General features: G+C 59.7%; 23 protein-coding genes and 5 pseudogenes. 16 read left to right on the top strand and 12 right to left on the bottom strand.

The features are described from left to right. Positions 1–92: 92 nt before the first annotated feature. The 3 genes from N7E02_RS04090 to N7E02_RS04080 all read left to right on the top strand — a co-directional run bounded on the left by N7E02_RS04090 (position 93) and on the right by N7E02_RS04080 (position 2,738). A complete protein-coding gene (locus N7E02_RS04090; RefSeq protein ID WP_286578817.1) occupies positions 93–833 on the top strand; it encodes a response regulator in 741 nt (246 codons plus the stop codon). Continuing rightward, positions 830–2,161 (top strand): sensor histidine kinase, encoded by a 1,332-nt coding sequence (locus N7E02_RS04085; RefSeq protein ID WP_286578816.1) that lies wholly within the window; start codon positions 830–832, stop codon positions 2,159–2,161. The genes N7E02_RS04090 and N7E02_RS04085 overlap by 4 nt, the downstream gene beginning before the upstream one ends. A gap of 160 nt (positions 2,162–2,321) precedes the next feature. Next, the gene (locus N7E02_RS04080) at positions 2,322–2,738 is read left to right on the top strand and encodes an organic hydroperoxide resistance protein (RefSeq protein WP_286578815.1); all 417 of its coding nucleotides are present in this window, start codon (positions 2,322–2,324) and stop codon (positions 2,736–2,738) included. Between the two features lie 300 nt (positions 2,739–3,038). Here N7E02_RS04080 and N7E02_RS04075 read toward each other — a convergent pair whose 3' ends face one another. The 6 genes from N7E02_RS04075 to N7E02_RS04050 all read right to left on the bottom strand — a co-directional run bounded on the left by N7E02_RS04075 (position 3,039) and on the right by N7E02_RS04050 (position 7,143). Then, on the bottom strand, positions 3,039–3,563 hold the full coding sequence (locus tag N7E02_RS04075) for a 2'-5' RNA ligase family protein (RefSeq protein WP_286578814.1): 525 nt from the start codon (positions 3,561–3,563) through the stop codon (positions 3,039–3,041). A 36-nt stretch (positions 3,564–3,599) separates the two neighbouring features. Further along, a complete protein-coding gene (locus tag N7E02_RS04070) occupies positions 3,600–3,926 on the bottom strand; it encodes a hypothetical protein (RefSeq protein WP_286578813.1) in 327 nt (108 codons plus the stop codon). Continuing rightward, a complete protein-coding gene (locus N7E02_RS04065; RefSeq protein ID WP_286578812.1) occupies positions 3,923–4,672 on the bottom strand; it encodes an exonuclease domain-containing protein in 750 nt (249 codons plus the stop codon). Before N7E02_RS04065 ends, N7E02_RS04070 begins: the two co-directional genes overlap by 4 nt. Positions 4,673–4,701: 29 nt before the next feature. Beyond that, the gene (gene dinB / locus N7E02_RS04060) at positions 4,702–5,799 is read right to left on the bottom strand and encodes a DNA polymerase IV (protein WP_286578811.1); all 1,098 of its coding nucleotides are present in this window, start codon (positions 5,797–5,799) and stop codon (positions 4,702–4,704) included. A 33-nt stretch (positions 5,800–5,832) separates the two neighbouring features. Then, positions 5,833–6,282 (bottom strand): hypothetical protein, encoded by a 450-nt coding sequence (locus N7E02_RS04055; RefSeq protein WP_286578810.1) that lies wholly within the window; start codon positions 6,280–6,282, stop codon positions 5,833–5,835. A gap of 87 nt (positions 6,283–6,369) precedes the next feature. Continuing rightward, entirely contained in the window at positions 6,370–7,143 is a 774-nt protein-coding gene (locus tag N7E02_RS04050) for an SOS response-associated peptidase (protein WP_286578809.1), read from the bottom strand. Between the two features lie 53 nt (positions 7,144–7,196). Here N7E02_RS04050 and N7E02_RS04045 point away from each other — a divergent pair, with 53 nt between their 5' ends. Continuing rightward, positions 7,197–7,508 (top strand): hypothetical protein, encoded by a 312-nt coding sequence (locus N7E02_RS04045; RefSeq protein WP_286578808.1) that lies wholly within the window; start codon positions 7,197–7,199, stop codon positions 7,506–7,508. Between the two features lie 115 nt (positions 7,509–7,623). Here N7E02_RS04045 and N7E02_RS29415 read toward each other — a convergent pair. Continuing rightward, positions 7,624–7,728, bottom strand: a pseudogene (locus N7E02_RS29415) (DUF2026 family protein); the annotation flags it as partial. Positions 7,729–7,791: 63 nt separating this feature from the next. Beyond that, entirely contained in the window at positions 7,792–8,652 is an 861-nt protein-coding gene (locus tag N7E02_RS04040) for a lytic transglycosylase domain-containing protein (RefSeq protein WP_286578807.1), read from the bottom strand. A 358-nt stretch (positions 8,653–9,010) separates the two neighbouring features. Here N7E02_RS04040 and N7E02_RS29990 point away from each other — a divergent pair. Next, a pseudogene (locus tag N7E02_RS29990) lies at positions 9,011–9,091 on the top strand (hypothetical protein); the annotation flags it as partial. On the opposite strand, the pseudogene N7E02_RS04035 reads toward N7E02_RS29990, so the two are convergent. Next, positions 9,054–9,650, bottom strand: a pseudogene (locus tag N7E02_RS04035) (J domain-containing protein). The pseudogenes N7E02_RS29990 and N7E02_RS04035 overlap by 38 nt on opposite strands. A 613-nt stretch (positions 9,651–10,263) precedes the next feature. On the opposite strand from N7E02_RS04035, the gene N7E02_RS04030 reads away from it, so the two are divergent. From N7E02_RS04030 to N7E02_RS04020, 3 genes and pseudogenes are all read left to right on the top strand, one after another. Next, complete coding sequence (locus N7E02_RS04030) at positions 10,264–11,217, top strand: DUF3991 and toprim domain-containing protein (RefSeq protein ID WP_286578806.1); 954 nt, start codon at positions 10,264–10,266, stop codon at positions 11,215–11,217. Between the two features lie 187 nt (positions 11,218–11,404). After that, positions 11,405–11,658, top strand: a pseudogene (locus N7E02_RS04025) (DUF1419 domain-containing protein); the annotation flags it as partial. Positions 11,659–12,255: 597 nt separating this feature from the next. Beyond that, positions 12,256–12,514, top strand: a pseudogene (locus N7E02_RS04020) (IS66 family transposase); the annotation flags it as partial. A 375-nt stretch (positions 12,515–12,889) separates the two neighbouring features. Here N7E02_RS04020 and N7E02_RS04015 read toward each other — a convergent pair. Beyond that, on the bottom strand, positions 12,890–13,816 hold the full coding sequence (locus tag N7E02_RS04015; RefSeq protein ID WP_286578805.1) for a nucleotidyltransferase and HEPN domain-containing protein: 927 nt from the start codon (positions 13,814–13,816) through the stop codon (positions 12,890–12,892). 1,282 nt (positions 13,817–15,098) lie between these two features. On the opposite strand from N7E02_RS04015, the gene N7E02_RS30285 reads away from it, so the two are divergent. The 5 genes from N7E02_RS30285 (at position 15,099) to N7E02_RS03995 (ending at position 19,351) form a co-directional block, all read left to right on the top strand. Next, on the top strand, positions 15,099–15,389 hold the full coding sequence (locus tag N7E02_RS30285; RefSeq protein WP_510185299.1) for a UCP036055 family protein: 291 nt from the start codon (positions 15,099–15,101) through the stop codon (positions 15,387–15,389). Between the two features lie 437 nt (positions 15,390–15,826). Then, a complete protein-coding gene (locus tag N7E02_RS04010; RefSeq protein ID WP_286578804.1) occupies positions 15,827–16,438 on the top strand; it encodes a hypothetical protein in 612 nt (203 codons plus the stop codon). 331 nt (positions 16,439–16,769) lie between these two features. Continuing rightward, the gene (locus N7E02_RS04005) at positions 16,770–17,699 is read left to right on the top strand and encodes an ArdC family protein (RefSeq protein ID WP_286578803.1); all 930 of its coding nucleotides are present in this window, start codon (positions 16,770–16,772) and stop codon (positions 17,697–17,699) included. 282 nt (positions 17,700–17,981) lie between these two features. Then, positions 17,982–18,119 carry a hypothetical protein gene (locus N7E02_RS04000; protein WP_286578802.1) on the top strand — a complete coding sequence of 46 codons (138 nt, stop codon included), beginning with the start codon at positions 17,982–17,984 and terminating at the stop codon, positions 18,117–18,119. 914 nt (positions 18,120–19,033) lie between these two features. Next, on the top strand, positions 19,034–19,351 hold the full coding sequence (locus tag N7E02_RS03995; protein WP_286578801.1) for a DUF736 domain-containing protein: 318 nt from the start codon (positions 19,034–19,036) through the stop codon (positions 19,349–19,351). Positions 19,352–19,892: 541 nt separating this feature from the next. Here the strand turns inward: N7E02_RS03995 and N7E02_RS03990 are convergent. Then, positions 19,893–20,171 carry an HU family DNA-binding protein gene (locus N7E02_RS03990; protein ID WP_286578800.1) on the bottom strand — a complete coding sequence of 93 codons (279 nt, stop codon included), beginning with the start codon at positions 20,169–20,171 and terminating at the stop codon, positions 19,893–19,895. A gap of 349 nt (positions 20,172–20,520) precedes the next feature. Here N7E02_RS03990 and N7E02_RS03985 point away from each other — a divergent pair, with 349 nt between their 5' ends. After that, on the top strand, positions 20,521–20,727 hold the full coding sequence (locus N7E02_RS03985; protein WP_286579109.1) for a hypothetical protein: 207 nt from the start codon (positions 20,521–20,523) through the stop codon (positions 20,725–20,727). Between the two features lie 189 nt (positions 20,728–20,916). Here N7E02_RS03985 and N7E02_RS03980 read toward each other — a convergent pair whose 3' ends face one another. Further along, positions 20,917–21,123, bottom strand: coding sequence for a WGR domain-containing protein (locus N7E02_RS03980; protein WP_353622806.1), 207 nt, complete (start codon positions 21,121–21,123; stop codon positions 20,917–20,919). Between the two features lie 2,038 nt (positions 21,124–23,161). On the opposite strand from N7E02_RS03980, the gene N7E02_RS03975 reads away from it, so the two are divergent. Continuing rightward, complete coding sequence (locus N7E02_RS03975) at positions 23,162–24,295, top strand: lytic transglycosylase domain-containing protein (protein WP_286578798.1); 1,134 nt, start codon at positions 23,162–23,164, stop codon at positions 24,293–24,295. Beyond that, the gene (locus tag N7E02_RS03970; RefSeq protein ID WP_286578797.1) at positions 24,292–24,663 is read left to right on the top strand and encodes a TrbC/VirB2 family protein; all 372 of its coding nucleotides are present in this window, start codon (positions 24,292–24,294) and stop codon (positions 24,661–24,663) included. The genes N7E02_RS03975 and N7E02_RS03970 overlap by 4 nt, the downstream gene beginning before the upstream one ends.

Genomic DNA, 24,663 nt, shown 5'->3' with positions numbered 1-24,663 from the left:
ACAGGGCATTTCCCGGCTTCGCGGAGGCCGCATCCGGGGCTAAATGGGAATTCCTCGACACGCAGCAAAGACAGAGGATGCGAGAACCCGAGATGGAGCATATCGACCATATCCTGATCGTCGACGACGATCGCGAGATCCGTGAACTGGTGTCGAGCTATCTGAAGAAGAACGGCCTGCGCACCGGCGTCGCCGCTGATGGTCGGCAGATGCGCAGCTTCCTCGATGCCAATGTCGTGGATTTGGTCGTTCTCGACATAATGATGCCCGGCGATGACGGGCTGGTTCTCTGCCGGGAACTGCGTGCCGGTAGGCACAAGGCGACGCCGGTTTTGATGCTCACCGCGCGGGACGACGAGATGGATCGTGTCATCGGGCTGGAAATGGGCGCGGACGACTATCTCCCGAAACCCTTTGCGGCGCGCGAGCTTCTTGCCCGCATCAAGGCCGTTCTTCGCCGCACGAGAATGCTGCCGCCAAACCTGCAGATCAGCGAGGCAGGCCAGATCCTGACCTTCGGAACATGGCGCCTCGATACCGTCGGCCGGCATCTGCTTGATCCCGAGGGCACGGAGATTACGCTCAGCGGCGCCGAATATCGGCTCCTGCGCGTCTTCATTGACCACCCGCAGCGTGTTCTCAACCGCGACCAGCTCTTGAACTTGACGCAGGGCCGCGATGCGGAACTGTTCGACCGCTCGATCGATCTTCTCGTCAGCCGCGTGCGCCAGCGGCTGGGCGACGACGCGCGCGAGCCGACCTATATCAAAACGGTGCGTGCGGAAGGTTACGTCTTCGCGGTGCCGGTGGAAATTTCGGAGGCCAGGACATGACAGAGCCGGCGGCGAACAAAGCGGGCCGGCATTTCGCTTTCTGGCCGGGCACCCTTCGCGCGCGCCTGTTTCTCATCCTCTTTTCAGGCCTTGCGATTGCCTACGGCCTTTCCTTCAGCATTCTGTTTTTCGAGCGCTATACATCTGCGAAGGCCGTGATGCTTGGTACGCTCGAAAGCGACCTTGCAACCTCGATCGCGGTGATTGACCGGCTGCCGGCAGCAGAACGTCCGGCATGGCTCGATCGCCTCAGCCGCGGAAACTATCGGCTGGAGCTTGGAACAGGAGTTCCGGGCGTCCCTGACATGTCGGGGCGCGGAGCCGAGATCGCCGCGCGGATCGAGGACGCCGCGGGTCAAAAATTCCCGCTGACGGTGGAAGCCATTCCTGGTGAAAATCGCAGGCTGCAAGGACATCTGACGCTTTCTGACGGTTCCCCGCTGACGATCGACGTGACACCGCGGGGTGTCATGCCGCTGGCCAGCTGGCTGCCATATGTCTTTGCCGTGCAGATGGTGTTGCTCGTCCTCTGCACCTGGCTTGTCGTGCGTCAGGCATTCCGGCCGCTTGGCGATCTCGCCGCTGCCGCCGATGCGCTCGATCCGAATGGCAAGGACCAGCCGATCAGCGAGACCGGTCCCCGTGAGGTGGCCCATGCGGCGCGGGCGTTCAACGCCATGCGAGACCGGATCGCGCATCATCTTGAGGAACGGGTGCAGATCCTTGCGGCCATCTCCCACGATCTCCAGACACCGATCGCCCGTATGCGGCTGCGCATTGACATGGCGGACGAAAGCCCGGATCGCGACAAGCTGGTCAGCGACCTGCGCGAGATCGAAATGCTGGTGAAGGACGGCATCGCCTATGCGCGAAGTTCGCATGGCAATGGCGAAAAGACGTCGCGTATCGATCTCGCCTCCTTTATCGACAGCATTGCCTATGATTATCAGGATACGGGCAAGGCCGTGACGGTGATCGGCCCCGTAAGGGGCACGATCACGACGAAGCCGCATGCGCTGCGACGTATCCTGACAAACGCCATCGACAATGCGATCAAGTTTTCCGGCGCGGCGGAGCTGAGTGTCGAGCGGAAGCAAAATGGCGAAACGGTCCTGATGATCCTCGATAGAGGACCGGGTATACCTGAGAAGATGCTGGAGGCCGCCATGCAGCCTTTTGTGCGGCTAGAACAATCGCGTAACCGCGAGACCGGCGGCACAGGACTGGGGCTTGCGATCGCCCAGCAGCTGGCCACGGCCCTTGGCGGCAAGGTGAGGCTTTATAATCGAGACGGCGGTGGGCTTGCGTTGGAACTGACGTTGCGATGATAACGGCCGCCGGCTTTCCGGCGTTCTGTTTTCGGCTCTGCCGGACCGATATACGGTTTGATACATTTCACCGGTTCTCCTGAAACAGTGCGGATACTCCAGCGGGCGAAACGTCTTCCTGTCAGCGAACAACGCTGGCCTGGCTCAAAAGGAGTTTGCCATGCCGAAGATCGACAAAGTTCTTTATACCGGTCGGACCTACACTACGGGTGGACGCGAAGGTTTCGCGCGCAGCGATGATGCTGCGTTGGAGCTAAAGCTTTCGCCTCCGGGAAGCGGTCGCCCGGGCACCAACCCGGAGCAGCTGTTTGCCGCCGGCTGGTCGGCCTGCTTCATCGGCGCCATGACCCGCGCTGCCGGTACGCGGCAATTGCGGTTGCCGGCGGATGCCGCCGTCGATGCGGAAGTCGATCTCGGAACGATCGAAGGTGAGTTCTTCCTGCAGGCCCGCCTGAATGTCCGCCTGCCTGGCATGGAGCGCGAGGTCGCCCAGGCGATCATCCATGAGGCGCATCAGATCTGCCCATATTCGAAGGCGATACGGGGGAATATCAACGTAGAGCTCAATCTCGTCTGATGCGCTACGACCGTTCGCCCGGTCAGTTTACGGTGGCCTTGCCGATCGCGACTGTCATGATGACGCCGTGCCTTATTGATGTAACATCAAACGATGTCCGCTTTCGGTGCATTCGTGGCTGCCCTCACTCCTTGAGGGCAGCCTATACGCTGACCTTGTCTGGCTATGCGTCTAAAACCGGTAAAAGCATTAGACGTTTCCAATATTTAGCCGACGTCCACCCGTCGCGGCTCTTGATTGACGGGTTGCTGGATCACATCCCGTCAAGAGCTTGAAGCTCTGCAGAGGCAGGCGCCCTGATCACGCTTGAGGTCTGGAGCCGAAAGGCGCCAAGGCCAGATGTTGCCAAGGGCCGCCGAGATAGGCCCAGAGATCGAGCCCGACGATCTCGATGGACCGAGGCTCAAAGCGCGCTTGCAGGTCGCGGTAAAGCTCATCTGCCTTCACTCTCGCCACCTTGTTCTGGATCGTGATGTGCGGCCGCCATGTCTGCATGTCCTGCGACCCGAGCCAGTTGACGAACGCGCTCTTCAACGCTCCACGTATTGCCTCGAGGGGCGGGCAGGCAATCACAAAGGCGACGCCTGCGCCCAGATGCCTGACGCCGCTGACCTCAGCTGTCACGGAAGGCACGCTTTCGGCCGCGCAGTTGAGCGCGTCGACAATCCGCGCCTCATATTCACCTGGCAACCGATGAAACATCGTCAGATGCGCTCTCAGGAAGTTACGGTCTGGCGGAAAATGTGCCTGCCGAAGCCGATCAAATTGCTCGAGGTCTTTCTCCGCGATCCGAGCTGTGAGAATGAGCGGATGGCGTGTCTTCATCGATACTCCTGCTTCGGCATGTGCCGGCATGCCCTGTCACGGCAACAGTTCAAACCACGCGGCATAGGGCGTATTCTTGACCAGATGCCGGTTGAAATCCGGTGCGCCATCGTCCCACCAGACAGGGCCACGCTCGCCAAGCGCCACCTTCGCCTCATTTACCCGCCGACGTGCCTTTGCGATCTCGGACGGATCGTTCGCCGCATTCCGGACCGCGCGCCTTGCCGACATCAATTCCTTGACCAGTCGTTCTCTTGTTACGTCGTCGAGCGCCGGATTGCTCTTGCGCCAGAGCCGGCCGCGCACCACGAAGTACCGACCGTCTGGTGTCTCAGGATATCGTGAAGCCGAATCCTTCGTCATAGCAATGACCCTTGTGCCGGCTTGTCATCGCTGGAGGTCCCGGTTGCGCCGCGCCTCTCCATCTCGATCCGGGCGCTGAAACGAATGTCGGCGTCCCGATCGCCAAGATAGTTCTGCAGCGCTTCCACGCCGACCCGGTCCCAGCTCTTGCCGCGATCCGGGCCGGAAGGCACGCGCGGCAAGAGGCCTGGCTCGGCGCTCCACTGCAGAAGCTGCTCTACCGATGCCGCGTTCAAGAGGTCGCGCAGGTGGTGTGCCGTGACATAGGCATCCGGCATGGCACGATGAGCTGGCAGGCCGATCTCGTGGACAAGCCCTTCAGGCCCGCGCTGATAGCGCAGCATCTGATTGGAAAATCGCGGGAGCTCCGGCCAGACACGCAGCGCACATTTCCAGGTGCAGATCCAGACCGCCCCGCCAGACAGTCTCGGCGTGCAATATCGCTGCTCGAAGGCGGCGCGGTGGGCCGCGAGTGCCATGACCCCATCTGCGGGACGCAAGACACTCGGCGCGATCTCTTTCCAGTATGGCGCATCAGCGACATGCTCATCGAGAATATGGTGGATCGCCATGGTTTCGGGAGAGATTGGGCGCCCTGGATTGACGAGGCGCGCGCCCCGCTCCTCGGTCACGGCCCATAGACCGTCGCCGCCGAGAACCACGTCCTGCCAGCCGATCTCGCAGACGTCATTTGCACCATTGCCGGCTGTCTCGAGATCAATGACGCGGATGCGAGATGTTGGCACTGTTGACGTTTCTCTCCAATGATCCAGGACTATAAATCAAATCCGAGCTGCGGTTGTTCCCCATGATCCGCATCACGGTCGTTCGTCAGAGAAGACAAGGTCACGCCGAGCAGGCGTACGGGCCGCTTGAAGGGATAGACGGTCGTCAGCAGTCCAGCCGCCGTCTCAAGAACAGCGTTGCAGTTGGCGAAGGGCAGGGCGTTGCTCTTAGACCGGGTTGCCTGGGTGAAATCGGAATATTTAATTTTGACGGTGACCGTTTTCCCACTGAAGCCTTTGGATCTGCAATAACTCCAGACCTTTTCCGCGAGCGGCTTCAATTCGCTCGTGGCAAGATCGAGATCGTCGATGTCATGCACGAACGTGTCCTCGGCGCCGACGGATTTCCTTATTCGATCCGGCCGGACTTGCCGGTTATCGATGCCGCGAGCGATACCATGGAAATAGGGGCCGGACTTGCCGAAGTGCTGCGTCAAGAAAGCCAGCGACTGCGCCTTCAAATCTGCCCCGGTCTCAATTCCGAGTTTATGCATTTTTTCGGCCGTGGCCGGCCCAACGCCATGGAATTTCTTGACGGCAAGCTGTTCGACGAAAGCCGGGCCATTCTTCGGGGTGATGACTGCTTGGCCGTTCGGCTTGTTGAGGTCAGAGGCCATCTTGGCAAGGAACTTGTTGTAGGAAATCCCGGCGGATGCGTTGAGGCCAGTCACAGCCTTGATCTTCGCCCGGATCTCCAGCGCAATCTCGGTCGCAATCGGCATATCCTTCAGGTTCTCGGTCACATCCAGATAGGCTTCGTCGAGCGACAGCGGTTCGATAAGCGGCGTGTATTCGGCAAAGATCTCGCGAATCTGCTGCGAGACAGACCGATAGACCTCGAACCTCGGCTTCACGAAAATCAGATCCGGACATTTACGCGCCGCTGTGACCGACGGCATGGCGGAATGAACCCCAAACTTTCGTGCCTCATAGCTGGCAGCGGCAACGACGCCCCTTGCGGCTGCGCCTCCGACCGCAAGCGGTTTTCCGCGCAGTTCGGGATTATCGCGCTGTTCCACCGACGCGTAGAAGGCGTCCATGTCGACGTGGATAATCTTTCGGGTGGTCGGAGATGTTACAGTGTCCATTGATGCGAGCTCAGCGGCCGGTAGACACCGCCATCACCGACGAGGTGTTTGCCAGTCATGGTGTTCGGTGTCGTCTTCGATTGGTCCGCATTCTCCGCCCGGTCCCCAGACGCTGTCCCGGTAGTGAGCCTCGGCGTCGGCAAGCTCCTGATCGAACTTGGGATAAGGACGGGTTTCGTCAGGCAGTTCCACCCAGGCGGTATCGTAGGCAAGTGAGCTCCCGACCTGTAATTGGACTGCGTCGAATTCTGGTCTATCACATGGCTCATAAGGGAATTTTCCGAATCTCAGGAGCAGATCGGCAGCGCCTGGCGAAAAGTAATAGATCGGCGGCTCTTCCAGGCTTTGGTAGAAGGCGGCGACGTCCCAATCGAAGCTGCCGACATGCGGCAAAAACAGATCCAGATAGTGGTTATGGGCAGTCCGATAGAAGTCGGGTTCCGACATCGATGATTTTGCAGGGTCGAGTTTGAGCCAGCTCATGTCCATATCCCTTCCATACCGAAAAGAACAAAATAAGAACAAATAAACTGAGAGTCAAATGTTTCCAAGATCAACCGGCGTCAATGGTCACAACAGCGTTGGCTGTTCAAGCGGCTCGCCGTCTTTCGGAATGATCGATGAACCATAGGGCTCGCGTGACGATATAATCAGGGCATCCTCCGGCAGTGGCCGGGCAAGCGCTTTTGCTTCATCCCAGGGAGCCCGCATCCATGTATCGACCTCGTCCGGGGTTAGAAGCAGAACCGGCATGGCTTTTTCATGGATCGGTTCCACCAGCGCATTCGGGTTCGTGGTCAGGAAGCCATAGAGATCATCGGTCGTCAGCCCGTCCTTCACCTTTCTGACGCTTTGCCATTGCGGAACATGGATGCCGGCAAAGAACATCAGCGATGTCTGCTCGTCACGCGCAAACCAGGCGTTCGGCACCTTGCCGCCCGGGATCTGGCTTTTCGGGTCCGGTTCGGCAAAACTCGTGACCGGAACGAGGCAGCGATACTCGACGCCGAACCAGCGCTTCCAGTGTGGAAAATTTAAATGGCGGACATTGGTTGTGCCGCGGTCCGGCTCCATGCGGATCAGCTCTTCGAGGTCTGCCGGCTTGCCTTTGCCCCTCAGTTTCTCGGCCTTCACTTTGGCCGCCTTTTCAAGTGCAAATCGCGGGGAAGGCAGTCCCCATCGAGCGTGGACGAGCTGCTTGCCGCCATCAGCAGTGTTGCGCAGAATAGGCCCCATCTGATCCGGGTTCATCTGATAGGCCGGCATCAGGTTAATCAGGATCTCGGCATCGCGAGCCCATGTCGACACCCAGTCGCGATCTTCCATGCGATACAGGTTGCACATATGCTCTCCTCCATGGAGGAGCAGTCAACCAGCATAGAGCGGAGGTATCAAGCTTGATCGCCGTCGGCGCGGGTCGTCAGGCAAAGGATGCGCAGGCGCCGGATTTCGTCGGCCAGCATCAGAAGGCCAGCGCTGATCAGCACATCGATACCGTTGTCGCCTCCTGCCATCTCGGCAAGCTTGCCGATCTCTTTGAGAAAATCCGGCTCGATTGGCACGACATTGCCGCGAAGCTTCAGAAGCTCTTGCTGCGCCGCGATGACAGCCACGGACCGCTCGATCAGGCGACGGCGTTCGAAGGGCGAGACAACATCCAGGCGGTTGGCAGCCTCGAACAGCTCGGCAGTAAAATCCGTCGTCTGTGACATGGGACAATCCCAAAGGGTCATTGGGCGCGACTGATCTTCGACCAGGCACCTCCAGCGTGTGTCCGATAAGCGGCACGTCTCTCGTACCACCGGAACTGGCTGCGATCGAGATCGAGCCCGGCATCCGTTTCGGCGATTTGCGAAACCATTTGACTGCCACCGACGCAAGATCGCCGATCGCGGCATGCTTTTGCCATTCGGCATAATTGCGTGCCATTGCCTGGTCTCCGTCACGAAACCACACCGGGGACGCATAGAAACAGCTATTAAGCCAACAGGATCATCGATTGCGCAGCACCGTGCAGGGCACAGCGGCTGCCTTGATCGCGGCGCAAAGTTCGACAGCCTCCTGTCGCGTTTCCCGTCCGATCCGTGCCGCATAGCGAGGCCGATAGCCGAAATTGCCGCCGCGTTGCCGGACGATCAGTGCTCGTTCAGAATTTAGCGGCGCGGGCAGGCGGGTCACCGCGCGGGTAAACAGTCGGTCGACGACAGCTGGCCGATAATGCGCCGCAAGCTGTACACCCCATGGCGCCCAGTCTGCCGATCCGGCAAAAACCGGTTCGTTCATCTGCCTTGTATCCGCCAGTACTGTGCACGCTTCCTGAAACGGACGGGACGTGTCGAGTGGGGGAGCGACGGTGTCGGGAGGCGCGTCACGCCAGATCTCGATCGTGCTTCCGGTGATGGCAAAGACATAGTCACGCGTTTCGATCGGCAGGCGATCCTTGTCGAGAAAGCGGGAAAAGCCGGCCTCGCCGGCATTATAGGCTGCCGCGGCAAAGCCGAAATTGCCGAACCGATGTTTCAACTCGGCGAGATAGCCAGCAGACGCATCAAGTGCATCGATCACGTCGAAACTGTCGGCAAGCCCGCGGGCCTTCGCGGTTGACGGCATGAACTGTGCAATCCCTTCCGCTCCCTTTGGGCTGACCGCTTCCGGCCGAAACAGGCTTTCGCGCCAGATAAGACGGGCGAAGAAATCGGGAGGCACGCCATGCTTCTCGGCAAGATGGCCAATGGTGCGGCATAGATCGGCGTTGAATGTTTCCTTGGCGTTGCAGAGCTCGCCATCTCCAACGGCAGAGCGCCGGTAAAGACACTCTGAAGGCGTTTTCGCCGGTTCCGTCGCGCCTGCCATGCCGCATCCCCAAAGCAGGACGAGACCGGCAAGGATGCCGAGACATGTGGTAAGGCGAACGCGATTGATGATGCTCACCCTCCAACGACAGTCGACGCCTCAGTTTATCGGTCTTGTCGGACTTGTCGAGCGCGGCTGCGGTGGCCGCACTGGATAAATGCAATAGGCAACGGACCTCGGGCGCTTGATTGCAGACGCTGGCAATCCGCAACCTCCAGCGCCAGTGGAAAAAAATCACTATTGGAGCAGTTAAGCTAGCTCACTGATTCGTCATCGAATCTTGCGGAAACCCACCCTCTCGTCCAAGGTTCAGGGAAATATTCCTAAGTAGTGACGGCTTGATTCCTATGCAGTTGATGGGCGCCCCCTTCATCTCGGCCAGCATCCGGGCGGCTGTGTCCTCACCCATGACCGGCTGGACGATCTCGTGCCGATCGAGATGCGCGAAGCTCGTCCTCAGACTTTCGATTACCCGCGTTGACGTCAGGGTGGTGCATCTTGATCTTCGCCTTTTAGCTGCTTCTGATCTCGGCAGGCGTTGCTTCCTCAGAGAGGCCTAGAGTTTCGGAAGCCTGCGCTTCGAGCACCTCGAGCTTGCGCCGATGAAGATCCGCCTTCGCTGCCTGGCCTTGGGCTGCATTTCTGCGGGCATCATGCATCCTGGCGGATCCGGAACGTTCGGTCGAGGGAAGCGGCATCTCCGACGCCTGAGACACTGTTTCTCCCCAGGTGCGACGCTTGCCGATTGCCGCTTCACGCTGGTAGCGAGCCACGACAGGATCCGACTGGTCGCTCGCGAAATTCCCCTTGTTGTACTCGCGGGCATGTGTCGCGCAAAACATCAGGTAGAGGCCTTCCGCGTCGCGCCCAACGGGAGCGCGATGTATCCCGGCCTTATCACAGCCATCCCCTTGGCAAGTCGGGCCACCTGGCATGCGCTCGGGCGCCTGCTTGCCCCGGGTCGGCCGCAGGCCGACAAAAATCTTTGTATCGCTCATCGCGCCTTATATGGCCTATCTCGTCGCGCCCGCAAACAAGGCAGCGCCGCACACGTGATAGGCTCTTCCAAACCGGGAGACTTCGTACAGCGCCAGAGGATGTCGACGCCCACGGGCGATGTGCGCACCAGTACATTGTCGTAACCGTCCGCGGAAAATCTTATGGCACCGGCGACCGCTGTAATTTTCCCATGATCAGTCTTGGCTTGCCACATTCGCATGACTGTCTGCGTCCAAAAGCCCAGCAAACGAAAGCCGGATCTCCAATCAGCGGGCAAATTGCGAATGGTTAAGGAGCGGTTCATGACCGGGGCTCGCCCATCATGCCGCAGGGGTTATCGTGATCGTCGCGGAGCCGCGGATCGACGCTTGGGCGTTGCTACCTCGATCACCAGCAATTGTCGCCTGAATGCCGCTTGCGAGCGGCACGCGGCAAGGAGGCTTCGCCGCGTCTGGCGACATAGATCTCGAGCAATCCGCGTGACCTGAAACTGCCCTCCGCGCCCTTGCCCCCTTTGCTCTTCGCGGCAAGGGGAGGGGGCCCCGCGAAATCTGGGGAAAGGGAAGGACAAGGAACAGGCAAGGAAAGGCGGGCCTCGGGTCCGAACGAGCCATGGAAAGAAAGGAACTGGAACATCTGCGGGACCGGGTCCCGTGCAGCGCTGTGCTTGAACAGGCCGGCTTCGCCGTAGATTTGAAGGAGAGCACGCGGCGGGCGATAAAATATCGGCGCGGTGTAGAAATTGCCATCGTCATCCACGAGGGGAGGGGATGGTTCGATCCCCTTTCGGACGCGAAGGGCGATGTATTCGGTCTTGCCGAGCATCTGGACGGCCTGTCCTTCGGCCAAGCCGTCGAGCGCGTGGCGGGTTTGGTCGGGTCTTTCACCGGGCGGCCGGCTTGGCCACTGGGCCAGACTTTGTGGGCCGTTCAGAACGCCGATCCAAACGCCACCGTCCAGACGCGTTGGGCCGCGCGCGGCCGCCCGTGGCAAGGATCGGAGGCCTGGCGATACCTGCAATCGAAACGCGGTTTGCCCGATGCGATCATTCGCACCGCCATACAAACCGATCTGCTACGGGAAGGGCCTTATGGCAGCGTTTGGGCGGCACATCTCGATGACGCAGGAGCTGTGTCGGGATGGGAAGAACGTGGCCCAAGCTGGCGAGGCTTTGCCACTGGCGGTTCCAAGGTGCTCTTCCGGTTTGGTGCTGAGAATGCATTGCGGCTCTGCGTGACCGAGGCTGCGATCGATGCCATGAGCCTTGCCGCGTTGGAGGGCTTTCGCGAGGGCAGTTTGTATCTCAGCACCGGAGGCGGCTGGTCTCCGATGACCGACACGGCATTACGTAGGCTTGCGTCTCGCCCGGGCGCCCGACTTGTCGCTGCCACGGACGCCGATACTCAAGGCGAGACATTTGCCAGTCGGCTGCGCGATATCGCCGACGCGGCCGGTTGCGACTGGCTGCGCCTCAAGCCGCAGGAGGATGACTGGAACGACGCGCTGCGCGCGCGGGAAATAAAAAGAAGGGAAAGAAAGACGACGAAGACAGGGGAGAGGGGATGAGAGGAGACGGATGTGCCGCATGCCCCCGGGCGCGTCAAGGGGCGAAGCTTCCCCAGCCAAAGCCGGCCCTTGACCCGTCCGGACGGAGAGGCGGCCTGAGGGGAGGGGTCCAGAAGGGCTGAAGAGACGATGGCGACCACGAGGATCGGCCACGCTTCACGCCGGGACGAAGCCGAAGGAGCCCGACATGACCTTCTCTTCCATCCGCAAGATCTGCCAGGGTATCGCCGACAGCCGGCAAATGTTCAACATGTTCGACCGCCATGTTCAGCGCTCGAATACATGGAATATATGGGCAGGCGACGACAGCGCCCTTTACCGGGGCGAGTGATTGGAAATCGACGAGGCCTCGCATGACTACATGTTCGAGATCCTGCCACTGCTGTTCATGCGCGGCGGCACATTCGCATGCGCGAATACCTCACCGGCTTGTTCACCACATCTCCCTTCCGACCATCGGAAGGAGTATCGGCGATGTCCCGCCAGCGGCCGCATCACCTGGGGAAGATCCAAACGGCACTGATCGGGAGTATTGCTCAGGTATTGACAGGTGTGAAAACGACAAAGGTCGTGATGATGGTGAGCTAGGCATTCCCACGGCTAAAGCGGGCCTGCCACCTTTGCCGTCTTCGCACATTGTCCGGCTTGCGCAGGCACCAAGTCCGGTTGTGTCGTCTGTTCAGACTGGGCGCTGATCTAAAGGTCTCCCTGCATCGGGAGCAGATCGAGTTCCGGGCCGACATCAACAGCCTTGCGGTCCAGGTCTATGAGACGGTGGCGCTGGACCTCTCAGTCCCTGCGGTATTTGTCTTCTGAAATTGCCGGGGTGACCGGATGAAGCGGCTGTTATTCGATCGCTCGGGCTTCGTGTTGATCCTGAAGCGGTTGACGAAAGAACATGTACCGATGGCCGCGTCGAGAGCCGGCGGTAATTGCACTTACGACCGAGCAACGGCATTGGAGTCTCGACGGTATCAATATCGATGCCACGATCCGCCATCCCTTGGGCAATATCAGATTGCCGGCTGAGCGGGCGCCGGCAAGATTCCGATTGATGACAACATCTTGGAACGCGAAATGAGAGTTTTTGCGACCGGAAGAAACTCGTGGCTGTTCGGCGACACCGCTGACGGAGCCAGGGCAGGCGCCGTAATCTGTAGACTGATGCTGAATTGTCGCGCCCGTGGCGTTGATACGCTACGAGGCTCCGCCACGTACTTACTGAGTTGCCCGGCGCCAAGAAGCCGCCGAAATCGGTGACCTGCTGCCATTAAACGTCTCCAAAGCCTCCGCTGCCGAACAGATCCGGAGATCGCCACGCAGGAGCGGCCACGTCCGCGATGGTGCCTACATAAATGTGCATGGTCGCGCTTACAAGCAAAGCTTCACAGGTTCTACACGATCACAATGATGTGCCCCCAATCTGGGGTGCCGTTCCAAATTCCATCATCTGGACAAGATAGCGAAGCGGCCGAGATGAAGTCTGGGGTCGAGTGATTGGACGCCGATCGATATTATGAGTTCCCTCCTTCTGAGTGCGGCATCTGAACGTCTTTCTCGTGTCCATAAGGTTCTTTGCCGGATAAAAACACCGAGGCTAGAAGGACGCATAAGGGGTGCCGGTCTGACTCGTGAGGGTTTGGTTCAGCACCCGTGATTTCCGCGGGATCTGTCAATCAGCGACCGTCGCAAGACGATCCAGGTGTTCCCTGCATGTCGCCTTCACCAGGTCGAGCAGCAGTTGCGCTCGTTCAGCGAGCCAGACGAGTGCTTCGTCGCTGATCTCGTAATGCTTCGAGTATCGCGCCTTCACATAAGCTTCGTTGAGCGTATTGAACCAAGCGCGCTCGCGATGCTGGTCGCGCGGAAAGGCTTCCGCCAGACGACGGTCCTGCTCCTCCGCGAGCGAGCGAAGAAACTTGATGTTATGCGATGGCGGAGCGTAGTTGCTAAGCGTCAATAGGACGCAAGAATAGGCCTGTTCCAAGGCTTGATGCAGGCTGAATGCTGAAAGCTTCCTCCAGATCGCGCGACCTTGATCTATCTGGGCAAGTTGCAGTTTTGCTGTACTGTTGAACGCATATGCTTCAGCATATCGCTCCTCGAAATGTTCTCGCGCCACCCTGAGCTGATCCTCCGGCGTTAGCGGCTGCGGTTCGGGCAGAGGCTCGTCATCGAGTTCGTAGAGGACGACGCCTTCCTTCCGGATGTCGGAGAAGAAATACTGCCCCTCCTTTAGATAGGTGTTCACCTCACGTCTTGAGTGAACGATGAAGCTTACCGGCGTCCTGATCGCCTTGTCATGGATCAGGCGGTCAGCCGCCTTGTACCAGTAGGTGGCGAAGTCGCAGAGCTTGCGATTGTTGACGATGATCAGAAGGTCGAAGTCTGACCGGTAACCTTTCATCGTAAAGGGTTCGTCGACCCACCCGCCCTTGGCATAGGAGCCGAACAGGATGATCTTCAAGATGCGTCCGCGCTTCTTGAACTCAGCCGTGCCCTCCTTCAGCACATCCTCAAATTCCTCGTGCAAGACTTCCAGCACGCGGGCAAGCTCGCGCCGTTTCTGCGGCGGCATGTGATCGAGTGAGGATTTCATCTTGGCGATTTCGGTCAGAGATCGGGTTGAGCTGGCGGTCAGATATGGGGTTGAATTATCCTGCTTGTCTACACGTGCAAGGGCAGCGGACCAAGCAATTGTTGACGTCAGAAGGACAAGATCTTGCGTAACCGGCCGCAATGATGCAACTCGCATATATGCGAGGGTCGAGCAATCATACAAACCCTCGACGCGGCAGCGCCGCCGTGACGCCCGGACGAGTGGTCATGACCTGATGTAATAGACGGCCTCTGCTCCCGCCATCGATATGTGCCAAAATTTGGGGTGTCGAACCCACACGGAGCGCTCTGCTTTGGCCTGTGAGTGATCGTCCGAATGGGAGGGGTCGTGCCCCAACACCCAAAGGATTTTTAAGCACAATCGGGTAAGGACATGCGATGGGCTCAATGGACCAATCGGCAAGGAAAAACGCAAAAGCCTCTGCCGGCGGACATATGCTTGCCACAGGCTCAGTGCGAATGGCTGAGCCGCATGAGTGACCACTGGCTATGTTGAGAACCGGTATTAACCCGATCGGTGCCATCAGACGGCTCTGGTTTCAAACGGCAACTCGTCGTGGGCGGTTTTCTGGGCGTGGTACTTCGCTGTATGGATCGAGGATCCAATCGCTTGCGGTAGCTCTGCGCGATTTAGCCGCCATCAAAGCGTCGACATCTGCTTTCAGCGAACCCGTGATCCGGAGAATACGCTCCGCTTCGGATTTCGAAAGGCTGTACTGCGTCATGAAATCTTCTAGGGAGTAGGATGATGCCATTGCCAGAAGCCTCCGGTTTTGGCTCATGTAATGCGTTCGATGCGATCTGGTTCCCCGACAGGTCTGAACAACCCCGGTGAGGTTCGAGTCTTCCGCTTGATCATTGCAACAGCGATGTCCCCATCGCTGCGCTGCGATTGGCAAGCATGTTGGTCCGCCAGCTCTATGAGGCGGCGGCTTTACGTCTCCTATTCCTAGGAGATCGACTCAAAAATCGGAGAAGGAAATGTGCTCAGTTGCGGTAAGGCAAGCCGTTCGCCGCGCGCATGCGGTCGTTCCAGTCTTCCAACACCATGGCAGTTCGCAAAATGCCCGGTCTAGTGCGTCCTGACGAAGGTCCAAGTCGGCCCGCTCCGATGGCACGCCACGCCCATCCGAACGCCTTCGCAAAAAAACAGTCCGCCTGACAGTCACGCAACGGCAGGAGCCAGCTGGTCAGCGTTAAGGACGAGTATCGGCGCGGCAGCTTTATCGTACCGGCCGGTTTCAGGTTGAACAAGGGCGATCATGGCGCCGGCGGTCATCGCGATCCGCGTCTATCGGAGTTTTACGACAGCTTGCAGCTCGACCTTTAGCCTCCTTGGGGTCCCAGCTGTCGGGAGTTTCCGCATCTGCGACAATGCCGGCGAGAATGCCAAACTCACCCATCTCGCCGCTAGCCGCAAGGCAGCGGAGGCGTCGCTAAACCGTCACGGCTATCCTTCTGGCGTATCGCGGAACCTACCTATCACGGACCTCCCGTGGCGTTTTGCTAGGGGGCCGCGAAAAGCTAACATCCTTAACAATCTGGTGCTTTGATGCGGAAGCCGGCGCAGTCGGATTATTGAAGGCCGACGCAATCTGCGCCCGAGACTGCCTCGTGGAAATCGTCGGCGATCCGGTCCGGTCGTGGCACGGGTCCTCATTGCTTTTGCTTGGCCGCTTCCGGGATCTCGGCCGGCAAGGTTGCTCCCTTGACCGGCCCGCCCATCGGTTTTGTGGCGCTCTGGACCAACGCCCGGCCGGTTCAAGGCCGCTGTCGCGCCTCGGTGCGGCCGGTCATGCCGCTCGTTGCAAATCAGGAATGCGGGACATCGCAGGACTTTCGCCCCGCTTGCCCGCATACCGGATTTGCTCGATCTGGCCCGCCCGGACCCTGAACCGGCCGGTTTGCGTCGGTCCCCTGCGAGCGCACCGAAGGACGGGGCGGCCAAGGGGGCCGAAACCGCCTCGGCAGATAGAGAAAGGAAGCCATCATGGCAAAGCCAGCAAACCAGTCTCGGCAATCTCCCAATCGAGACTCCCGTCCATCCGCCCGCGTGCTCCAGCTTCGCAAGGGCGCCACCATCGAGATGGTCCGCCTGACGTGCCCCGATGAAACCCAGGCACTGAAGATCGCAGAAAGTTTTGGGACCGCCATGGTCGAGAGCGACGGTATCCGCGAGATGCACGAGCGCCTGATCGTGGAGACTGCCACCGGCCTTTCGGACGGCCTCGGGGAGCGGGCGATGCAGATCCATCTCCAGCGGATCGTCGGCGCCTATGTCGGCTCGGCGCATGGTGCCGGCCAGTTTTATTCCCGTGCCGTCAGCGTGGCACGCGATGCCACCGCCAAGGGTGCCGCTGAAGCCCGCGACGAGGATCTCGACGGCCCGGTCGGCTACGACAGCGCCGCTCAACGCAAGCGTGAATTTGCCGCAGACATGGGCATCCAGGCTCACGCGCTGTGGATGGCTGCCGAGGGCGCCGTCGCAGCTTACGAGCAGATTGTCGGCGAGCGCTGGAAGCCCTTCGACCGCCCGGTCGAAACTCCCGGCCAGACGCTCGACCGCAAAGCGGCTGCAGCCCAAATGTCGGCGTTCGACTAAGGCCATTCCAACGGCGGAGCGCAGGTTCCGCCGTTCCCTCAAGGTCTGACGCAGGTGGCCGCCCAATCAGGGCGGCCTCTTGCATGTCCGCCATCACGTCCATGACGATGGAAAAGGGAGAGGAAGGGAAAGCAGGACAATGGCCAGCGGCGCCCTCGCAACCTCGTCCCGGCCTCGGTCCTGCAGGAGCCGGATGCAGGCCGCAACGGCTCCGCCGTCCTGCACATGCGTTTCGGCCGTTCCGGTGCGTCTGCCCCTGAACGCTCCTGCTCTTGGACCGCCGTGACGAAGCCGCGATCGACGCGGCTTCCCGTAAACGGAGGTTCGAATGATGAGCAGGAAAACAGAAAACGCCCGCATCGACATCTATGCCCGCATTACAGACCGGATCGTCGCCGATCTGGAAAATGGAGTGCGCCCATGGGTCAAGCCATGGAGCGCCCGCAATATGACCGGTCGGGTGAGCCGGCCGCTTCGTCACAACGGTCAGGCCTATACCGGGCTCAATGTCCTGCTTTTGTGGTCTGAAAGCGTCGCCCGCGGGTTTACATCCGCGACCTGGATGACCTTTCGTCAAGCCAACGAGCTCGGCGCTCATGTCCGCAAGGGCGAAAACGGTGCCACCGTCGTCTACGCCAGCCGCTTCACCAAGACGGAAGCCGACGCCGACGGTGCGGAGATAGAACGCGATATCCCATTCCTGAAAGCTTACACCGTCTTCAATTGTGATCAAATTGAAGGCTTGCCGGAACATTATTACAGCGCGCCTGACGCGATCAGCAGACCGCTGGAGCGGATAGAGCATGCCGATGGCTTCTTCGACAATACCGATGCGGTTGTCCGGTATGGCGGCAACAAGGCCTATTATTCGCCGTCTACCGATCACATCCAGCTTCCCGAACCGGCGCAATTCCGCGATGTGGCATCGTTCATTGCCATCCGTGCGCATGAGACACTGCACTGGACGTCTTCGGCTCATCGGCTGAACAGGGATCTTTCCCGTTATCACAAGGATCGCCGCGAGCGTGCCTTTGAGGAGATGCTCGTGGAGCTCGGCGCTGCGATGATTTGCGCCGATCTCGGGATCGTTCCGGAGCTGGAGCCACGGCCGGACCATGCGGCCTACATCCAGACCTGGGCCGCAATTCTCGGATCCGACAAGCGTGCTATCTTCCAGGCTGCTGCCCATGCACAGCGCGCGGTCGCCTATCTCCACGGTCTTCAGCCGCAGGTGGGTTCCGATCAGGAGACGGCGGCGTGATGGTGTTCGCATCCGAGATTGCCGAACATGCTGAACCCTCAATGATCCGGCTTAGAGAACTGTCTCTCAGGGCCGGGCCCAATCCATCAAGGCGCTGATGGCCGCACGGTAGATCGAGCCTATGCCAGAGTGCGCGATCTTCGCCGATCCTGGCCGAGGAGCCTGGCGCGGTCGGTGATCATCACGAATGGCTGACGTCACCGAATGACCTGTCATTGCCGGCCGTATGGTCTCGGCTGGCAATATCCGCGAGCAGTTGCTCCAGACTGGCCTAGGCGATTGATGGCGCTCATCCCCGCCTTCGCCTGGAGCGTCACGCCGACCGGCGCGAAACTGCCAGTCTTTGACGAGAATGATGATGGCGCCCCGGTCGAGATCGGCTCGCGGCGGATCACGACCGAAACCGTCTCCGTGGTATGATCCGGCGGCAACGCACGAAGGATTCTGAAATCGCTTCCATCCGACGGAAGGTTCCCAAGCTGGCCGGCCTGACGCGAAGCGATCGCCGCCTAGTCCCGTGACCGAGACCTGGATCGGTCTCGACCGACGAGATCATGCGCGCCTAGCCGAGCTTCGAAGTCTGGCGGATCAAACGGTTTCCGCTGTTCGAAAGGCGCATGGGCCGTAAGGATTGCCTTGGCGGCTAATGCGCGAAGGCGATCACCCTTTCTGGGAGGATGCCATCGAAGTCGATCGGGCTTTCCCGCCAAGAACTGCGGGTCGCAGTGGAGTCTTGTCTCACCGGTCCTGCCTCCCACTCGATGAAGCCGGTTTTTCCACGGCCGCCGACCGCCGCCGACCATGGCCCGCTCGATCTATGGCCGAACGAATACGAGGGGAATACGCGGCGTCTCGCCGGAAAGGTCGTCTAGCCTCAGCGATTGGAGAGACCCGGCCGGCCGACGCAATCGCGACAGCGTCGTCGTGGACAAAAAAATGCTGGGCCGCCAGCCCATGCTGATCGGGCAGCTTGGCCAAGCGGTCGAGCGGGGGCCTGGGACACAGCCTCTCTGGCGTCATGTCAATCGCGAGCCTGCCGTTGACTGCGGGTCGTGGCCTCCCGTCCGAAACGACGGACTTCACCCACGCAGACCTCGATAGGACTGGTGTGACCGAAGGACAACTTCGTCTCGATCGCCTCGACCGCAACGGCTGTCCGCAACTTTCTTCCCCTGCGAACGCGGTTCGCATTCCTCGCGCGACAAGAAAGCCGCTTCCAGCCGCCCTCCACTGACGTTTCGGCCTAGGGTGCGGCGTCGATCGCCCTCGGTCTTGACACCTCCATCGAGGCCGCGATGGGCGCGGCCCGAACACACCGAAGAAGGAACACGACAATGGCAGTTATCGGCGAATTCACTACCAACGGCAACAACTCCATCATCGGCAATGTTCGTACCCTCACCGTCAGCATGAAGGCCCGCCTCAACCCAATCGAACGCGTTTCGCCAGATGCCCCGGACTTCCGGATCACAGCCGGAAACGGCGTCGAAGTTGGCGCCGGCTGGAAGGCGGTCTCCAACGATGGCGAAGAGTACATATCGGTCAAGCTCGACGATCCAAGCTTCAACGCACCGATTACTGCCGCCCTGTGGCCGGGTGACAAGGAAGGAGATTTTGCCCTCATCTGGAACCGGCCGAAGCGCGAGATCTGAGTTCCGCAATAAAGGGCCCCGCCGTGCTTGGCGGAGCCCTTCTTTTGTTGTCTGGCCCTGGCACTGAGCCTTGCAGGATGCCGTAGATCGCGGGCTGATAGAAGGCCCGCGCCTAAAGGGGCCAGTGTCCATCGAATCCCCGAGGAGGCCGATATGAGCCGCTGTACCGCGTCACCAGAACCGCCTTCCACCAGATCGGCCCCGACGCTGTCATGGTGTACGACCGTCGCGCCGGACCTTTTTCCTGTAGGCTTTCGGCAGTCCCGAAGGGGCGATCTCGAACTCTGGCTTGGCGTCGAACACCGTGCCTTCGAAACACTCTCTCCCTTACGAAGCGACGAAAGTACTCGGCTTCGACTTCGTGCCATGGCGCAAGGAATGCTTCTGCGACTGCTTGATGACCACGGTCGTGAGGCACTTCATTCGACTACCGAGACCGTCATCCAGGAGTTTAGACGTCGGTTTACCCCATGAACCCTAGCACCGAAACGAGAAAAGCCCGGGACGCGATGCCAGGCTCTGCTCCGTCCATGCCGGGCCTTTACTTGTTCAGGGCATCCTTCAGCGCCTTGGCAGGCGTGAAGGCGAGCTTCTTGGCCGCGGCGACCTTGATAGTCGCGCCCGTCGCCGGGTTGCGCGCCTCGCGCTCCGGCGTGTGCTTCACCTTGAACTTTCCGAACCCAGGCAGACTGGTTTCATTGCCGGCGATCGCCGCCTCAGTGATCGAGGCAATGACCGCCTCGACGATGGCCTTGGCCTGTACCTTCGTCAGGTTATTGTCGGACGCAATCTTGTCGGCAATTTCGTTTGTGGTCGTCATGCTCTTGTCTCCGCATCATTGACCACAGGAGCCTTGCAGCCAACGTGTTCCATGTCATCTGTGGGACGCAGCAGAAAAGCCCGAAAATTCGGCCTTTCCACAACTTCGCGACACCGAGTCCCCAAACGAGCGCTTGAACCTGACCGCGCCCGTCGCATTGGGTGCAATACGGAGAGGGGAAGTCTGCTCAGTTGAGCCGAGCGTGCCATGCGCGATCGCGCCGCCCCAAGGTCGCGCGGCACCTCCAATTTTGCCTCCGCTCCGGTTCCCTCCGCTCCAACAAAATCGGCTCCTCCGCACGCCGGCTCCGCCGGTCGCTGACGCGAACCTTGACCCGACCCGACCCCTCATGACGGCGGGCGTCGTCATTCACAACGTCAAGGAGACGATGATGCACCTGGAACAACACATCGAAGAGCTGCGCTTGGAAAAGAACGCATCGGTCGACCCGGCCGAGCGCCGTCGGCTCGAACTGGAGCTCGAGCTTGCTTGCGCCGAGCTTGCGGTAATCATCGCCGAGCAAGACGGTCAGGTCTCGGCCGAGCCTCCCTTCTGAGGGAGGCTTTTACGGCCCGGCCCGACCCGGCCGGATCGACCGGCGCGCGCCGTGCGCAAAGGCCCGTTTCGCAAGGCATGTCCGATCGCTTGAGGTAACAGGACGGTGGCCGGCTGCGCTGTCGCCTCTGTCAAGGGCGACGAATGCATCGGCTTTTTTGCGAGCCCATTACGCTCGGCGCCATAACAATCAGACAAGCTTGTTGCGCCGAGTTGGGCGATAGCCGCGGCCCCGCTTCTGACGCAGGATATCGAGGAACAGCGACACCGCCTCCTGTTCATGGTCGAAGATGTGCTGTTTAGACTGCCCGCTTGACCCAATCCGGCCCCACCGCCGCGTTAGGCAGGCTTGGCCGAACAGTGTTACCGAGATATCCATGGCGTAGTAGCGCGCCATGTTTCTCATGGTGTCCAATCGTTCAACATAAAGCTGGTAAGGTTGCGAGATCATGCCGGCAGAATCGTTGATCCTACCCTCTCCGTCCAACAACAGTTATGAATCTGTCGACGAGTTTCGATTCATCATCGTGATGGATGCAAGGCCGAGACACGCTGCAGCCTGGCCGAGACAACTGGCGCCGACCGTGCTCTACTCGCGCCGCTCACCAATCCTGCTTGCGGTCTCCGCCCTTCGGTAACGATCACTCGCGCAGGATGACATGTCCGGATCGACAAGCCGTCTCATCGCTCGCAGCCTTCGATGTTGGATCCCTCCGCCCCAAACATCCCGGCAGCTCATGACGGCGGCTCGCTTTGCCATCTTCCCAGACCGACCAACCGTGCCCGAGCCGCAGATTCTGTTGCGGGTCGTCAGACGAAGCAATAGCGATCGGAAGTGTAACACCGATGATCCGCGTCGCAGCAATAGCGCGGTGGTTGGTCGGTCTGAGAAAGATGGCAGGATAGGCTATTGGTATACCAATAGCCGTTTCGCCCGAGGGGCAATGGCAAGGCGAGCCTTGCAGGAAAGCGCCCGACGTTATTTCGAAAGCCGCCGAGAAGGGGAGGGAAGAATGACCCTTCGGCCGTTGAAGGATGGCAGAAAAGCGTCGGAAGATGGAGGGCTACTTGTCGGTTGCGATCGGCGAATGTGGGATTGAGTGTTTCAGCAAATCGGTGGAGCGCGGCATTCGCCGAATAAGCGGATGCGTGGATTAGCGAATGACCATGTAGGTGAATCGGCGAAAATTGGAACGAGTGCATCGGCGGATTAGCTTATGAGTGGATGCGGCTATCGATAAATAGGGGATTGCGCGCATCGGTGAGCTGGTGATGAGCCTGTTGAGAGAATCGGCGTTTAAGCGGATTGGATTTCGAGTGTATCGGCAAGTGCGTGACTGAGGTTATCGGCGAATGGGGCCTCACCCATTGAGCGAGTGGGATTAGGTTCAAATGCCCGGCTCTGTGTGAACCGCTAAGTTGATCTATGAGAATGGATTGCGGAGGAGCGCGGACCATTGCCATGGGAAGCGTCGAAAGTGCTACCCCGCGGATTGGCACGCAAACTTCTTGAGAGATGGATATCACGGTGATACAAATTATACTGTAGTGTAATTTTATCAAGGTGACGCACCTGACAAACGTCCGATCGTCTTCTGACAGAAGGAATGGTTCTCAGGTCGTATCGCAATCGACTGCCAAGGTTGCAGCACCCAGACGCGATCGGCCGCGATCGGACCGACCGCCCTTGTGAACGATGCTGCCTTTAAGCCTGACTATGATTTGCTATCCAAGCCTTGGAGGAAGCTCGATGGTCCGCATCTCCATTCGGTTCGCTCGCCCGCGACCTCTTCATCAATACACTGATTGGCGCTGGCTAAGGCCGGGAAACCCAGGAGTAGCAACATGCATAATTTGAGGGCGTTTTGCCTAGTTTGGACCTTCACAGTATCTGCGGCAGGATGCGCTAGCGTCAATCCGTCACCGCGTCCGTTTCCATCGGCACCCTACAGCTATCTGAGCCTGGCTGCTTGCAGGCATTACGGCTCGACGATCGTCGACTGCCAGCTGGAATATGGGACAGACTACGCACGCCATCGTCTCGGTTCAGTTCAGCAGATGGGTCGCGATTATGCGTCGGTTGATGGCCGACGCTATCAGGTTGCCTCCTGCGCTTCGGCGCCGCGCGTTCAGAAGGAGCTGCCAAACTATATCTGCGACATCTATGGGACGCGATCGCGGTCGGATGCCGACTCGGTGCTGGTCAAGGGCGGCACGGCGGTCCGACTTGCCAAAGTATTCGGAGATCAGGAGCAAATCCGGCACCGCTGGACGCGGGATCATTGGTCGCGTGTACACGATTGAAATTTCATCTTTTTCAGCGTGACCAAAAAATCAACGGTTCATAAATTATACGCGAGTGATATTTTTCGTTGATTTCTGCATAAAAATGCGTTCAAAATTATACCGTAGTGTAATTTTAAAGTGGTTCGAAAATGGATCGCAGCTCGTTTTACCGCAAGAGGTTGGCCCAAGACATACGGACGAGGGGTTCCGTTTGGTCCGCAATCGCCTCGGTCCTTTTTTTCACAGGGTATGCCTCGAGCCTTGGCAACGAACATCACGTCTGGCAAGGCAGAGCGACCGACAGGCGTGCTGCGGGTTTAAGTGTAGCGCCGAAATCCGCAAGGCTGTCATTCAGATCCACCATACAGGCGGAAGCGGCCCGACCGATCTTTGTCTCTGCCCCGGCGATCGACTCTGAACGCCTCGCAGCGAGGTTCGCAGGATCAAGGCCCGGCTCGAGCCATCCACTGCCTTTTTCTGTAGACGGTCTGACGTTTCCCGTATCGCATCCCGTGTCGCGCCTTCTCGATCCGAGCGACGATGAAGGTGTGAAATATCGGCGCGCCGCCTATTCTCCGATTGGCGTGTTCTCGCTTGGGGAAGCACCGGCCAAGACCGGACCCGAGGCCAAGTTGGGCACCCCACAGCAGCCTCATCCCGTGCTGCCGCGAAGCGATCTCCTCGACGGCGTACCGAAAGCTTATGCGGCACTCGCTGTCCGGATTGCGGCAGAAGAAGAGGTCGATCCGAATTGGGTGCTCGCCATCATGCGCGCCGAAAACGTAGGGTTTGATCGGCAACTCGCAGGCCCGGCTGGCGCCATCGGTCTGATGCAGGTCATGCCGCAGATTGGAACGGCTTTCGGGGCTTCCGACCTGACCGACCCCGAACAGAACATTCGCGCCGGAACGCGCTTCCTGCACCTGCTAATTGGCAAATACCGCAATCCTGTCCTGATCGCCTCAGCTTACAACGCCGGCGAGCCGCGCGTCGATGCCAGTCATTCGCTGCCGCTGATCCAAGAGACTGCCGACTATGTCACGCGGGTTGTCGGATATTACACGGGGATGACTGCGACTTTCCCTGCGGCTCACGCGGCCGTCCGGCCCCAGGCAGGCATCTCGCCAGTCGCGCGCAAGGGGACGGCCGAGCGCGCAAAGTCTCCCATGCTTGTTTTCTCAGCCGCGGAACCGTCGGCGGCGCTGGGACCGGCTCGTCAGCAGCCTGCCCCCATCGTTGTCGGCGGTCCGGTGAAAATCGTCAAGGAAGAGGCAGTCCAATGAAAAGCTCCGCAGTCGCTCTTGAGGTCGCCACGGTTTACGGCAGGGCCGCGTGGTATTGGCTTGTAAAGCAAAAGGCTATTGTCAACGCGGCGTGCGTCATCGCAGCCAGCGCGATCCTTGTGTTGGTCCAATATGAGCCCGCTGCGGCCCAGAACCTGGATGCCCTTCAGAACGCCGCCGACAGGCTGGTGCAATTCTTCACCGGACCTTTCGGTCGCTCTGTTGGCGCGATCGCGTTCATCGGCATGTTCCTGGCCGCCGCCTTCGGCTACTGGTCATGGGGGGCACTGTTGCGGGTTGGCGGAAGTCTCGCCGGCATGTTTGCAGCTGCCGAACTCGTTGACTTTCTCACCGGCAGTGGGGCCTGA

This window comes from Terrirhizobium terrae (genome assembly GCF_030323265.1).
Classification (GTDB): Bacteria; Pseudomonadota; Alphaproteobacteria; order Rhizobiales; family Rhizobiaceae; genus Neorhizobium.
This window is presented reverse-complemented; position numbering and strand designations above follow the sequence as displayed.

Excerpts from the sequence above, each read along its gene's own strand:
- N7E02_RS04085 (WP_286578816.1), top strand. The coding sequence starts at position 830 with ATGACAGAGCCGGCGGCGAACAAAGCGGGCCGGCATTTCGCTTTCTGG.
- N7E02_RS04050 (WP_286578809.1), bottom strand. The coding sequence starts at position 7,143 with ATGTGCAACCTGTATCGCATGGAAGATCGCGACTGGGTGTCGACATGG.
- N7E02_RS04075 (WP_286578814.1), bottom strand. The coding sequence starts at position 3,563 with ATGAAGACACGCCATCCGCTCATTCTCACAGCTCGGATCGCGGAGAAA.
- N7E02_RS04040 (WP_286578807.1), bottom strand. The coding sequence starts at position 8,652 with ATGGCAGGCGCGACGGAACCGGCGAAAACGCCTTCAGAGTGTCTTTAC.
- N7E02_RS04055 (WP_286578810.1), bottom strand. The coding sequence starts at position 6,282 with ATGAGCTGGCTCAAACTCGACCCTGCAAAATCATCGATGTCGGAACCC.
- N7E02_RS03980 (WP_353622806.1), bottom strand. The coding sequence starts at position 21,123 with ATGGCGCGCTACTACGCCATGGATATCTCGGTAACACTGTTCGGCCAA.
- N7E02_RS04000 (WP_286578802.1), top strand. The coding sequence starts at position 17,982 with ATGGCGCTCATCCCCGCCTTCGCCTGGAGCGTCACGCCGACCGGCGCG.
- N7E02_RS04030 (WP_286578806.1), top strand. The coding sequence starts at position 10,264 with ATGGAAAGAAAGGAACTGGAACATCTGCGGGACCGGGTCCCGTGCAGC.
- dinB (WP_286578811.1), bottom strand. The coding sequence starts at position 5,799 with ATGGACACTGTAACATCTCCGACCACCCGAAAGATTATCCACGTCGAC.
- N7E02_RS30285 (WP_510185299.1), top strand. The coding sequence starts at position 15,099 with ATGGCGCCGGCGGTCATCGCGATCCGCGTCTATCGGAGTTTTACGACA.
- N7E02_RS03995 (WP_286578801.1), top strand. The coding sequence starts at position 19,034 with ATGGCAGTTATCGGCGAATTCACTACCAACGGCAACAACTCCATCATC.
- N7E02_RS04010 (WP_286578804.1), top strand. The coding sequence starts at position 15,827 with ATGGCAAAGCCAGCAAACCAGTCTCGGCAATCTCCCAATCGAGACTCC.
- N7E02_RS03990 (WP_286578800.1), bottom strand. The coding sequence starts at position 20,171 with ATGACGACCACAAACGAAATTGCCGACAAGATTGCGTCCGACAATAAC.
- N7E02_RS04070 (WP_286578813.1), bottom strand. The coding sequence starts at position 3,926 with ATGACGAAGGATTCGGCTTCACGATATCCTGAGACACCAGACGGTCGG.
- N7E02_RS03975 (WP_286578798.1), top strand. The coding sequence starts at position 23,162 with ATGGATCGCAGCTCGTTTTACCGCAAGAGGTTGGCCCAAGACATACGG.
- N7E02_RS04090 (WP_286578817.1), top strand. The coding sequence starts at position 93 with ATGGAGCATATCGACCATATCCTGATCGTCGACGACGATCGCGAGATC.
- N7E02_RS03970 (WP_286578797.1), top strand. The coding sequence starts at position 24,292 with ATGAAAAGCTCCGCAGTCGCTCTTGAGGTCGCCACGGTTTACGGCAGG.
- N7E02_RS04080 (WP_286578815.1), top strand. The coding sequence starts at position 2,322 with ATGCCGAAGATCGACAAAGTTCTTTATACCGGTCGGACCTACACTACG.
- N7E02_RS04015 (WP_286578805.1), bottom strand. The coding sequence starts at position 13,816 with ATGAAATCCTCACTCGATCACATGCCGCCGCAGAAACGGCGCGAGCTT.
- N7E02_RS03985 (WP_286579109.1), top strand. The coding sequence starts at position 20,521 with ATGACGGCGGGCGTCGTCATTCACAACGTCAAGGAGACGATGATGCAC.
- N7E02_RS04005 (WP_286578803.1), top strand. The coding sequence starts at position 16,770 with ATGAGCAGGAAAACAGAAAACGCCCGCATCGACATCTATGCCCGCATT.